The organism is Bradyrhizobium iriomotense (assembly GCF_018129405.1).
Classification (GTDB): Bacteria; Pseudomonadota; Alphaproteobacteria; order Rhizobiales; family Xanthobacteraceae; genus Bradyrhizobium; species Bradyrhizobium iriomotense_B.
Window position 1 is genome coordinate 1 of sequence record NZ_JAFCLP010000025.1, and the last position, 11,548, is coordinate 11,548.

The following is an 11,548-nucleotide window of genomic DNA, read 5'->3' on the forward strand; positions in this document are numbered from 1 at the left end:
TGGGCTCCCGTCAGTAGCTTACTCCAGAACACAAATCGCCGTAAGAGACAGAGACGCGCGACCATGTCGCCAATTGGCCCATCAGCGAAGTGACGGGACACTCATTGAGATCCGCTAGTGGGGGCATAGCGGACTGGATTTGCTCAGGTTGAGCTCTTCGCATTTTGACCCATCTGCGACATTACCCCTCCGGTACTCCTGCCAATCGCATGCCCTCATAAATGCGCTCACGTTTGGCGAGATAAGCTGGATTATCGGTCGACGGGCTGGCGCGGAAGCGGCGGATGCTGAAATTAGGTTGAAGCGCGAGCCCCGCTTGCGCAGCGGCCCGCGCGTCATCGAGTGCTCCAAGCAGTGCTAGGGCAGCGGAGAGCCCAAGATGCGCAAACGGATAATTTCGGTTGGCGTCGATGCTCCTGCGGAGCCAACAGACGGCTTCCCTATCGGCACTAAGTTGCAACTTAGCGAAACCGACATACTGCATCCACATGAAGGCATGAATGTCGCGGGGAGACAGGCGGAGTGCCTCTAAGACATGCGCCTCAGTGTCCCCGCCGCGACCGAGGAAAATCTTGGCTTGACCGATTAACCCGTGCGCATGGGCCAGATTTCGGTCCAACGCCAAAGCGTGTTGTAGTTCGTCAATGCCCTCGGACACGCGGTTCGTGAAAATTTTTGCTGTTCCCAAATGTAGGTGAGCCAAGGCGTGGTTCGGCGCGAGGGTCAGGACATGCATAACGGCCGCTTCCGCTATGGTAAGGTACTTTATCCGATTGTCGGTCATGTAGCCGGCACCAACAATGCCATCAACATGCGCTAAGCCCAGACGCGCTTCGATATTGCCGGGATCAAGCGTCAGGGCGCGCTCGAAAAAGTGGCGCGCCTGCAAGATATATTCGGGAGTCAACCCCATATTGAGCTTAGCTCTGCCCTGGAAGTACAACTCCATTGAATTGGGATGCGCCGAACGTTGTGCTCTCACGGCCTCGGCTGCGACGAGCTGCGCGTCTAAGGAGTTAGCTAGCCTAGATATGATCTCGTCCTGCATATCGAACAGATCGGTGACGGGTTTGTCAAAGCGGTCCGCCCATAAATGCGCGCCGGTTTCAGCGTCTACCAGCTGCACGTTGACGCGAAGTCGGCTTTCGTGGCGCTGTACGGAGCCTTCTAGCACATACCGGATGTTCAACTCGCGACCGATTTGCTTGAGGTCAGCCGCTTTGCCCTTGTAGGTGAATGCGGTGTGTCGCCCGATCACCAATGAGCCGCTGATCCGCGACAAGTCCGTAGTGAGGCTTTCCGTCACACCATCGACGAAATAGTCGTGCTCTGGGTCGCCGCTGAGGTTGGCGAAGGGCAACACAACGATGGAGAGGCGAGGCGGTGAAAGCGACCTTTGTGCCGAGCCGTCGTTCTGCGCCGCCGAACTAGCCGACGCAGTTTCGGGCCTCTGCCCTTCGTGCACTACGCCAACGAAGCGAAAGCCTTTGCGCGGCAACGTTTTGATTAGGCACTGCTTGTCACCATCGTCACCGATTGCGGCGCGAGCGGCATTCAAGCGGGTCGTCAACGCGGCATCTGAGACTATGCGTCCGTTCCAAACCGCGCTGATGACATCGTCCTTGCTGACGACGCGCTCCCTGTGCCGGATCAAATAGTCTAGTAGATCGAAGACCTGCGGCGTGATGGAAACAGGGATGGTCCCGCGATGTAGCTCGCGACGGTCAGTATCGAATGCGTACTCCTCGAAGAAATAGCGCATCTGACGATCCCTTAGGGCCTTCGATTTTCAGGCTTTAACGCCCTCGAACGCAAAGAATAAGCCGCTGGTAAGGAAAATGTAAGCCGGATGTCAGGCGCGGTGGCTCGTCGTACAGCATGTTCGTCCTATGAAAAGTAGACAGGACACACGGCAATGAGCACAGTCCAAGAGATCACCAAGTTGCAGCACAGAGCAACTACCGACCGGCCGGTCTATAGTCCGCTCGAAGCATATTGGAAGGCATTTCAGGAGTGGCGCAAACGCCGGAGGCTGCAAACGGAATTATGCCGCCTGACGGACCGCGAGCTGATGGATATTGGCACGACGCGAGGCGAGATTGACTACGTCGTGTCGAACAGAGATATCGACCCGCGAGGCATACGAGCCGAATGGGTCCAATACCTGCCAACAGTGGACGGCCAAATCCACCCACATTGGGACAAGCACCTCTCAGAAACACGCGTCAAACCTCGCTAGTGCAATGCGCGGAAACCATTGCGGTCTGCTACGCAAGCCGTTATGGCTGCTTCTGGCCCATCTGCGAAGTTGCGCTTCGTCTGCCGAAGGTCCGCAAATTGCGCCCGAGCGGAACGCATTTGCTCAACCTGAGTTCTTCGCATTTTTGACCCCAGCCGGACATCTATTCGGCGTCATAAAACCGACGACCGTCCCGCAACAACTTGTAAGAGGGTTACTTAGTCAGCAGCCTTGACCAACGCGAAGCCGCAAAAATCTGCTAGGCTTGAGAAATCTGGCGTTTGGCCCCTACGGGGGAGGCGATGGTGACGAACTCGGAAGTCTCCAGTGACCTACCGGACAAACCGGCATCCGATAGTGGCCCACTGAAGAAAACGGCATCTGACAACGAGCCACTGGACAAACCGGCATCGACTCTCAAGTTTAAGGGTCGCATCCGGGCGCGATTGCAGGTGATCGGCGGGGCGCTCGCTTCGATTGCCGCTATCGGCGCGATCGCGGGGGGCCTCGTCGGCTACTGGACTGTGTGGAAGACGCTCCGCACCGACGTGTTTCCGGACAAGCAAGAGACGCAGAGGCAGGCTGCGGCCCGGCCCGACATTGCCCCCCGCCTGTCACTGGTGGTCCTGCCGTTCGCAAACCTCAACAACGATCCGGAGCAGGACTATTTCGCCGACGGCATCACGACCGATCTGACGACCGACCTCGCGCAAATGCCCGGCGCGTTCGTTATCGGACGCGGAACGGCGTTTACATACAAGAACAAGCAGGTCGATTTCAGGACGCTCGGCAAGGACCTTGGCATCCGCTGGGCAGTCCAGGGCGCGGTGCGGCGCAACGCGGATCAGGTCCGGGTCAACGTATCACTTACGGATATCGCGAGCGGTCAGGACGTCTGGTCAGATCGTTTCGACGGCGATCGTACGAACCTCGCCGCCTTGCAGGACCAGATCACGGCACGGCTCGCCCGCTCGCTCAACCTTGAACTCATCCAAGCGGAGAGCCGCCGCAGCGAAGCGGACCGATCAAGGAACCCAGACGCTATGGACTTCAGCATGCGCGGCTGGGCAAAGTACTACGAGCCGCAGTCGAAGATACAAACTGCTCAGGCAATGGATCTATTCGATCGTGCGCTGCGGCTTGACCCAGACAATGTTGACGCCATGATCGGGAAAGCGCGGTGTTTAGCCGCTGGTGTGAACAATCAATGGTCTGCTTCCGTTGTTGAAGACAGAAAACAAGCGATCGACCTCGTTGACAGAGTTCTGTCCAAGAACTCGGCAAGCGCGAGTGCTCATACGACCAAGGGAAGCATTCTGCTATTTGGAGACCCTGAGGGGGCATTGGCTGAATACGATGCTGCGCTCGAAATTGATCAAAATAATCCGGCTGTCTACGCTGCAAAAGCAATTGCACTTATCGTCTCCGGGCGGGCGCGCGAAGCCTTCTCGCCTGCCCAGTTGGCTCTCCGTCTCAGTCCCAGAGATCCTTTTGCTTTCCTTTGGCGCTACTGGCTCTGCCATGGACACCTGCACCTGCACCAATATGGAGAGGCCATCGAGGAATGCAGGCGCTCGGTCAATCTGAACAACTTGTACTTCTACGCCTATGTCGATCTGACGTCGGCTTATGGTGCCACGGGGCAATTGGAGCAGGCACAGCAAAGCTTGACTGAATTGAACAAGCTCCGACCAGACTTTACGGTCCAGTGGTACCGTGATCTTGGTTACTCAATCTCAAGCAACCCGCAGTTTCGTCGGGAGTTCGATGGCATTGTCGATGGGCTGAGGAAGGGAGGCGTCCGGGAGCAATGAAGTGCTTGCTGACGCAGACGTCTCCCAATTTCCCTTCGCGACAAATTCCGGTCCACGTCTAGATGTCGGCCGTGAGGGGCAAACCGGACGCCATGTTGCTCCGGCCGAACCGACACCATTGACCCATAGGCGTCGTCAGCCTCCTGAGTTGCGAAAACGCGGCAACATTCCTGCTGTAACCGGCTTTATGGCCTCGTTAGATTAGAGCTTCCAAGAAACAGGAGCTAAGTATGTCACGTCTCGCGCGGATTGCACTTGCGCTCTTGCTGGCGACGGTGCAACTTCCGGCGGCATTTGCGCTGGATAGCGCACCAGCGACCATTTCTCAGGAGCTTGTGCCATTCTCGTCGGATGAGGGGCTTGCGCGGCTGACCCGCTCAACTGCCAAGGTAGACTTTCCGACCCTTGCCAATCAGTTCGAAGCCGAGTCGAACGGCGCGTTCTGTGGACCCGCGTCTGCCGCAATTGTGCTCAACGCCGTTCGAGGTCGGAGCCCTGATCTGCCGCGGGACCGGAGCCGATTACATTCAGAAGACCTTAAATACATTCCGAGCGCCTTCGATCCGACAATCCCTCGCTTCACACAGGACAACGTGATCACCAAAGGCCTGAAGACCCGCGCGCAAGTTCTCGGCGAACCGATGACGATCAATGGAAAACAGATCCAGGACTTCGGCTATCAGATCCGTCAGCTCGATGAGATGCTGAGAGCGAATGGTCTTACGACCCGGCTTGTCATCGTTGATGACAGCAAGCCCGAGCAGGATATTCGGACTGATTTGGTTGAAAACCTTAAGCGTCGGGGTGACTATGTGATCGTCGCCTACCAACGCAAGGCTGTGGGCCAACAGGGTCCCGGACATATCTCGCCGCTTGGCGCATACGACGCTGATTCCGACTCGTTCCTTGTCCTTGACGTCAATCCTGCCAGCGCTGGCTGGGTTTGGATGCCAACTGCGACCCTCGTTAAGGGTATGCGCACGTTCGATACGGTTGAGAATCGCGGGTATATTCTTGTTCAGACCCCTTGAGGCGTTCTTGACTTCGCGTCGATGAAACGGACACTTCCGCACATGGCCCGTGGGCCGGATGGGCAGCGGTAGACGTCCTCGTCAGGCAAGTAGGCGAAGTCCTGTTTGCCGAACCGGCCCTCCGCCTTGGCGTTCGACGTCATGGGCTTGGGCAAGGTGACTGCAACGCCAGCCTCTTCGCAGGCCAATATCTCCTGTCCGTCGAAGTAGCCTGTGCTTCGACATGGAATAAGGACCCCGTTTTCGGGGTGATCGGCATCCAATCGGGACCCCCGGGATAAGGGTCCACAGTGGCTTCCATCGAGTCATGGAAGCCGAGGTTGGGATGCTGGTGGTGGAGACGATTGGTAAGATCCGTCGCGCCTACTTTGTTGATGGTCGTTCGATCAAGGCGATCTGCCGCGAACTTGGAGTATCGCGGAAGGTGGTTCGCAAGGTCATTCGTTCTCAAGCGACGGAGTTCCGGTATGAGCGCGAGACGCAGCCGCTCCCGAAGATGGGTGCCTGGAGTGCCGAGCTTGACCGGTTGCTGGCAGGGAATGAGAGCAAGGCGGCGCGGGAACGGCTGACGCTGATCCGGCTATTCGAAGAGCTTCGCGGCCTGGGTTACGCCGGCGGCTATGATGCGGTTCGTCGATACGCACGACGGTGGAGCAAGGAACGCGGCACCTCGACAGCGTCGGCCTATGTGCCGCTCAGCTTTGCACCAGGCGAAGCCTACCAGTTCGACTGGAGCCACGAGGTCGTCCTGCTGAGCGGCACCACGGTGATGGTGAAGGCTGCTCATGTCCGGCTCTGTCACAGCCGCATGCTGTTCGTGCGGGCCTATCCGCGGGAAACGCAGGAGATGGTGTTCGACGCCCACGACCGGGCGTTCGCCCTGTTCAAAGGCACCTGCACCCGCGGCATCTACGACAACATGAAGACCGCCGTAGAGACGATCTTCGTCGGTAAAGGCCGTCTCTACAATCGCCGCTTCCTGCAGATGTGCAGCCACTATCTGGTCGATCCGGTCGCCTGTACGCCAGCGTCGGGCTGGGAGAAGGGGCAGGTCGAGAACCAGGTCGGGCTGGTCCGGGAACGCTTCTTCACGCCGCGGCTGCGGTTCAAAAACCTCGACGAGTTAAACGCCTGGCTGCTCGACAAGTGCATCGCCTACGCCAAGGCTCATCGCCATCCGGAACTGGCCGATCAGACGATCTGGGACGTGTTCGAAGCCGAACGCCCCAAACTCGTTCCCTATGCCGGCCGCTTCGACGGCTTCCATGCGGTGACGGCATCGGTCTCGAAGACCTGCCTGGTGCGCTTCGACAACAACAAGTACTCGGTCGCAGCCAGCGCAGTCGGACGACCGGTCGAGGTTCAAGCCTATGCCGATCGCATCGTGATCCGTCAGGATGGACGCATCGTTGCCGAGCACCCGCGATCCTTTGGCCGCGGCGCTACCGTCTACGACCCCTGGCATTATGTGCCGGTGCTTGCTCGCAAGCCCGGCGCCTTGCGCAATGGCGCTTCCTTCAAAGACTGGGTGCTGCCGGCTGCACTCGAGCGGATCCGGCGCAGGCTTGCCAGTACCGACGATGGCAATCGGCAGATGGTCGATATCCTCAACGCGGTGCTGACTGACGGTCTACCCGCGGTGGAAGCCGCCTGTGCCGAAGCCCTTGGTCACGGCGTCCACTCCGCCGACGTCGTGCTCAACATCCTGGCCCGGCAACGCGAACCCGCCCCACCGGCAAACATCATGACGCCGGCCGCACTGACGCTCCGCCATGCGCCGATCGCCGATTGTGCCCGCTACGACAACCTCCGGAGGACCATTTGATGGAACGAACCCAAATCTTCGACCTTATGGGCGAACTCAAGCTCTACGGCATGAAGGCCGCCTTCGACGAGATCATGGCGACTGCGGTCAAGCGCCAGCACGAACCCCAGCGCATTGTCGGCGACCTGCTCAACGCCGAGATCAACGAGAAGCAAGCCAGGTCGATCAAATACCAGCTCACCATTGCCAAGCTGCCGCTTGCCAAGGACATCGCCGACTTCCAGTTTGACGGCACGCCGATCAATCAGACGCTCGTCAATGATCTCGCTGGCGGCGGCTTCATCGCCCAGCAACGCAACGTCGTGCTGGTCGGCGGCACCGGCACGGGCAAAACCCACCTGGCCATTGCCATCGCCAGAAGTTGCATCCGCGATGGCTCCAGAGGACGCTTCTACAACGTCGTCGACCTCGTCAACCGGCTCGAGACCGAGACCCGCAACGGTCGGCAGGGACGGCTCGCCGAGCATCTGACCCGCATGGACTTCATCGTTCTCGACGAGCTGGGCTATCTGCCGTTCGCGCAATCCGGCGGTCAGCTCCTGTTCCATCTCATCAGCCGGCTCTACGAGCGCACCTCCATCATTGTCACCACCAATCTTGCGTTCGGCGAATGGCCCAGCGTGTTCGGCGATGCCAAAATGACCACCGCGCTACTCGACCGATTGACCCATCACTGCGACATCGTCGAGACCGGCAACGACAGCTGGCGATTCAAAAGCCGCGACGATGTTCAAACAACCCGCGCTCGCGCCGTCTCCGCAACCCCGACCAGCTCCGACGACCCGAGCGCTACCAGCAGAGCACGCCGATCAAAGGGGTCCCTTTTGGATGCCGATAGGGGGTCCCAGTCGAACGCCGATTGACAGTTTTGTGTATGGCCAAGTGAACAGCCATTGGGAGGTAGCATGTCACTGCGTTTTGGCAGGCGGCTTTCTATATTGCCTGGGGTTCGGCTGAATTTCAGTGGATCAGGCGTTTCCGCGACAATTGGGGTGCCGGGTGCGAGCATCACATTGGGCGGCAAAAATGGACCAACAGCCAATGTTGGCCTCCCGGGAACGGGGTTATCGTTCCGAGCCCCCCTAGGTTCACGTGATCCTAGAGCACAGAACGAACTTCTTCCGTCCCCACCCGTACGACTTCCGGGAGCGGGAGATCGAGCTCAATCGTTGCCGCTGCCTACACCGCCCCCTCTAAAGGACATTCAGTCGGGGGCGATTAGTTCTCTGACTACGACCTCGCTCGCAGAATTTCGCGACCTTATTTTTGAGGCAAGAGAACGCCGAGGATCAGCGGAACGCGAGCTCGCACGCACGATTGCTTCCTTGGCGGACGCAGAGCAAAGCGTGACCGATGCCCAATGCCGCCACGATCTTGCGGAGCAACGGATCGCCAGATTGGAAGCGTCCTTTTTCCGGAGCTTCAGGCGCGGCAGTATCGCCGCGTCAAAAACCGAACTCGTTCAGCTAAGCCGTAGGTGCGACGAGGCGAAAACCCGACTGATTGAGGCTGAAACGCAGAAACGGTTTGCCGAAGATGCTCGTGATGAACTCTGGCTGGACACAGAATTCCAGCTCTCCGGTCCCGCTCATGCCGCGTGGCAGCGGCTTTCAGACGCTTTCTCGACCTTAATGAAATCAGAGTGTGTATGGGACGTTAAAGCAGATAGGAGTAAACGCAGCGGCGAGGAGAGGTCATCGGCAACAAGGGTGGTCGACCGAAGGCCCGTCTCGCTCGTCCGGGCGGGGCTACCAATCATCCAATCCAAATACGAGGCTTTGCGTTGGCAGAATGCTAATGGCGGCGATCTCTTCGTCTACCCCGGCTTCCTCGTTGTGTTTCAGGACGAGAACACGTTCGCTCTGCTGGACCTCAATGAAGCCAAGACGACCCTAGTACCTCAAAAATTCCAAGAAACAGACATCAATCCGCATGACGCTAAACGGGTCGGCACGGCATGGAAGTACTCCAATCGCGATGGCACCCCCGACCGCCGCTATACCAACAACTCCGAGATACCCGTGCTGCTGTATGGCGAAATCCGCTGGCAGAGCGACAGCGGTCTATCGGAAGCATACATGTTTTCGAATGCCGAAGCTGCGGCCGCATTCGTAGACCAACTGGAGGAGTTTCGGCGATCGTTGCCGGTTGCCGATCCCGAGATGGACGAGATCTTTCGTCGGGTTGACTTTCAGACCAGCAACTTCTCCAAAGTCGAAGGCACCGCAAGGTGGGATTTCGATTGCAAATTTGTCTGCCGAGCGTGCGGCGGCAACGTCATCCGTTACGATGGCGATAATCCGTCGGACGCAACGATCGTAACATGTAAGAATTGCGGTCAAGCCCTGGGCAGCTATGGGCAACTGATGGCGGGGGCTAAATATGTAGGAACTCAACAGCTACCAAGAGGATAGACGTGAGCTGCAAGACTGCCCCTGCTAACCTGGACGCAGAGCGCCGCTATACACGCACTGTATCTCTTTGGCTGTCGTTACAATCTGCTGGCTAAAGTCGCAGGCCTTTTTCATGACGTACGTGTAGCCACTTGGGAAGCTGATAAGATCGCCCGATTTGCACTTCAAAGTTATTTCCCTGAGAAAGGTTTCGGGAGCAACGCGCTGACTAAGGGCACTGAGGCTGAGCCCAACGAGATCACAAATCCCACCGGGGGTGGAAGGGGCGGTCAAAGTAGAAGGAAGAGAAGGGGGAACGTTAGTCTGGCTAGACGGTGCAGGCCCGACCGTCTCTTTGACCTCGATCAGCCAGTCCGCCCTGGTCCAGGCGCCGTGCGCGTCCGGCGGCTTTATCACATAGACATAGCCATCCGGCGCCGTTCCCAGCACGTTGAGTCGGGTCCCCTGAGGCAGGGCGACGCAATTCTTCATATCCCTGATCTTCTGGAACGCGCTCTCCCTCAGTAGCGCATCCACCATCTGCGATGCCACCAGCTGGTCACAAAGCACGGCGACGTTGGTCGCCACCTGCATCGGCAGCATCTTGGTCTCGGCCGTGGCGGGTGACGTCAGCACTGTCATCAGGGGTAGCAATACTCTCTTCATATGAGCCTCCTAGGCGCCTCGGTCGATAGCATCCTGCAATACATGATCAAAAAAGCGCACCGGCCGCATTGTGCGTGAATAGCTCCCCGTCCCGTATGTAACGTGCCAGCATCGCGTCCGAAGCGTGCCGTGTCTGCGCCCTAATCTTCCAGGTTGGGACTTCGACCTGCGATGCGCTGGTCGCTAACCCCGCCCGCAGAGAATGCCCTGAGTATCCCAAGGGATCGAGCCCGGCCGCGCTGACGCGCTCGCGTACGATCTCGCCGACCGCTTCTCCGGACAGGCGGCATTGATGGACATGGCTAAACCGGTCCACCGGGCGAAAGATCGGCCCGTCACTGATGCCGGAGATCGCCAGCCAGGCTTCCAGGGCGGCGACAGGACACCACCGCCCACGAGCGTAGGGAATGCCCACCTTCTGCCCCCGAGCCTCTTGGTCGGTTTTCGACCTAAGCAGGTGCAGAATGACACCCTGGCGGACGTGCTCGACATCACCAACGTTCAGTCCAACCAGCTCAGACCTACGGAGAGCACCAGCAAACCCCACCAGGAGGAGAGCGCGATCCCGACGATCCTTCGGCTTCTCGCCGGTGGCCTCCAGCACCCGGATCAGTTCGTCGCGCAGCAGAGGCTTGGCTTGCCTTTGGGTGCAGCTGTGGGTTCGCTTGATGCCTCTCAGGGTCGCTCGGACGAGTGCGGAGTGAGTCGGGTTAGAAAGGCCCCTGACCTCGTGCGCCTTCGAGAGCGAGGCGAGGCGGCGCACCAGCGTGGCGACACTCAGCCTGCCAGCGTTCTGGGTGAGATACTCGGCCACGGTCTCCACCGAAGCAGGTATCGATCCGCCCCCGCGCTCAAATTCGCGCAGATCACTCTCGTACGCGCGGCGGCTATTTTCCGAGACGCTATTTTGAACGAAAAACTGGGTCTCTGAAGAAATTTCAGATGCGAGTGCAAGTAATTGCAGAGGCGGTTCAAAACCGTGAGTTTCGGCCATCGTAGGGCGCGATAAGTGGGTATTATCACGAGTTAGGCTGGTTGACGAAGTCGATGCCGTTGTCGATGTTGATGTCCCTGGCACGTTGTTCTCGTTAAGGTCAGCATTCATGGCTGCGGACCTCATTGAGCTTAGGTAAGTCGAGCCGCATCAACTTGAATATCTCAAGCGGTCCGTAACACTCTTCATCTGCCATTTGCCTCAGTAGCGTACCCGTGCTCCAGCAGAGGCGGCTTTTAACCAGACCGCCTTCGATCCGGAAAACAACATCGCCAAGAAAAGCGACCCAGTCTGACCCTGCGGGGCCTGACCCGGCACGCCATCAGCTGACGACGGCCACAGGAAGCGGCCGCGCTCCAGCCGCTTGGCGTAGAGCGACATGCCCAGTCCATCGTGCCAAAGGATCTTGATTAGCTTGGCGTTTTTGCCACGGAACACATAAAGGTCGCCGCCGTGCGGATCTCGCTTGAAGGCTTCCTGCACCAGCAAGGCGAGCGAGTTCATGCCGCGCCGCATATCGGTGTGGCCGGTCGCAATCCACATGCGAGCACGCGCCGCGTAGCGAGTGGTGCGGCGCGAGCGGGAT

9 protein-coding genes and 3 pseudogenes are annotated in these 11,548 nt (G+C 58.6%); 7 read left to right on the plus strand and 5 right to left on the minus strand.

Going from position 1 to position 11,548, the window contains the following annotated elements; all coding sequences use genetic code 11:
* Positions 1–181 precede the first annotated feature (181 nt).
* Entirely contained in the window at positions 182–1,762 is a 1,581-nt protein-coding gene (locus JQ592_RS33555) for a winged helix-turn-helix domain-containing protein (protein WP_211407006.1), read from the minus strand.
* Positions 1,763–1,915: 153 nt separating this feature from the next.
* On the opposite strand from JQ592_RS33555, the gene JQ592_RS33560 reads away from it, so the two are divergent.
* The 3 genes from JQ592_RS33560 to JQ592_RS33570 all read left to right on the plus strand — a co-directional run bounded on the left by JQ592_RS33560 (position 1,916) and on the right by JQ592_RS33570 (position 5,084).
* Positions 1,916–2,239 (plus strand): DUF1127 domain-containing protein, encoded by a 324-nt coding sequence (locus JQ592_RS33560; protein ID WP_211407007.1) that lies wholly within the window; start codon positions 1,916–1,918, stop codon positions 2,237–2,239.
* A gap of 302 nt (positions 2,240–2,541) precedes the next feature.
* The gene (locus JQ592_RS33565) at positions 2,542–4,053 is read left to right on the plus strand and encodes a tetratricopeptide repeat protein (protein ID WP_246820874.1); all 1,512 of its coding nucleotides are present in this window, start codon (positions 2,542–2,544) and stop codon (positions 4,051–4,053) included.
* Positions 4,054–4,283: 230 nt separating this feature from the next.
* Positions 4,284–5,084, plus strand: coding sequence for a phytochelatin synthase family protein (locus JQ592_RS33570; protein WP_211407009.1), 801 nt, complete (start codon positions 4,284–4,286; stop codon positions 5,082–5,084).
* A 53-nt stretch (positions 5,085–5,137) separates the two neighbouring features.
* Here JQ592_RS33570 and JQ592_RS33575 read toward each other — a convergent pair.
* A pseudogene (locus tag JQ592_RS33575) lies at positions 5,138–5,296 on the minus strand (IS5/IS1182 family transposase); the annotation flags it as partial.
* Between the two features lie 113 nt (positions 5,297–5,409).
* On the opposite strand from JQ592_RS33575, the pseudogene istA reads away from it, so the two are divergent.
* The 4 genes and pseudogenes from istA to JQ592_RS33590 all read left to right on the plus strand — a co-directional run.
* A pseudogene (gene istA / locus JQ592_RS33580) lies at positions 5,410–6,900 on the plus strand (IS21 family transposase); the annotation flags it as partial.
* Between the two features lie 8 nt (positions 6,901–6,908).
* Positions 6,909–7,772 carry an IS21-like element helper ATPase IstB gene (gene istB / locus JQ592_RS33585; RefSeq protein ID WP_211407089.1) on the plus strand — a complete coding sequence of 288 codons (864 nt, stop codon included), beginning with the start codon at positions 6,909–6,911 and terminating at the stop codon, positions 7,770–7,772.
* Positions 7,773–7,814: 42 nt separating this feature from the next.
* Positions 7,815–7,973, plus strand: a pseudogene (locus JQ592_RS38865) (DUF4236 domain-containing protein); the annotation flags it as partial.
* A 282-nt stretch (positions 7,974–8,255) separates the two neighbouring features.
* Positions 8,256–9,323: a hypothetical protein gene (locus JQ592_RS33590; protein ID WP_246820876.1), complete on the plus strand. Its 1,068-nt coding sequence runs from the start codon at positions 8,256–8,258 to the stop codon at positions 9,321–9,323.
* Positions 9,324–9,347: 24 nt separating this feature from the next.
* Here the strand turns inward: JQ592_RS33590 and JQ592_RS33595 are convergent, their stop codons facing one another.
* From JQ592_RS33595 to tnpB, 3 genes are all read right to left on the minus strand, one after another.
* The gene (locus JQ592_RS33595) at positions 9,348–9,968 is read right to left on the minus strand and encodes a hypothetical protein (protein WP_211407012.1); all 621 of its coding nucleotides are present in this window, start codon (positions 9,966–9,968) and stop codon (positions 9,348–9,350) included.
* Between the two features lie 46 nt (positions 9,969–10,014).
* Positions 10,015–10,962, minus strand: coding sequence for a site-specific integrase (locus tag JQ592_RS33600; protein ID WP_211407013.1), 948 nt, complete (start codon positions 10,960–10,962; stop codon positions 10,015–10,017).
* A 201-nt stretch (positions 10,963–11,163) separates the two neighbouring features.
* A complete protein-coding gene (tnpB, locus tag JQ592_RS33605) occupies positions 11,164–11,505 on the minus strand; it encodes an IS66 family insertion sequence element accessory protein TnpB (RefSeq protein ID WP_211407014.1) in 342 nt (113 codons plus the stop codon).
* Positions 11,506–11,548: the final 43 nt, after the last annotated feature.

Bases quoted from the DNA above. Each gene is read 5' to 3' on its own strand.
- JQ592_RS33555 (WP_211407006.1), bottom strand. From the start codon at position 1,762: ATGCGCTATTTCTTCGAGGAGTACGCATTCGATACTGACCGTCGCGAG.
- JQ592_RS33560 (WP_211407007.1), top strand. From the start codon at position 1,916: ATGAGCACAGTCCAAGAGATCACCAAGTTGCAGCACAGAGCAACTACC.
- JQ592_RS33565 (WP_246820874.1), top strand. From the start codon at position 2,542: ATGGTGACGAACTCGGAAGTCTCCAGTGACCTACCGGACAAACCGGCA.
- JQ592_RS33570 (WP_211407009.1), top strand. From the start codon at position 4,284: ATGTCACGTCTCGCGCGGATTGCACTTGCGCTCTTGCTGGCGACGGTG.
- istB (WP_211407089.1), top strand. From the start codon at position 6,909: ATGGAACGAACCCAAATCTTCGACCTTATGGGCGAACTCAAGCTCTAC.
- JQ592_RS33595 (WP_211407012.1), bottom strand. From the start codon at position 9,968: ATGAAGAGAGTATTGCTACCCCTGATGACAGTGCTGACGTCACCCGCC.
- JQ592_RS33600 (WP_211407013.1), bottom strand. From the start codon at position 10,962: ATGGCCGAAACTCACGGTTTTGAACCGCCTCTGCAATTACTTGCACTC.
- tnpB (WP_211407014.1), bottom strand. From the start codon at position 11,505: ATGTGGATTGCGACCGGCCACACCGATATGCGGCGCGGCATGAACTCG.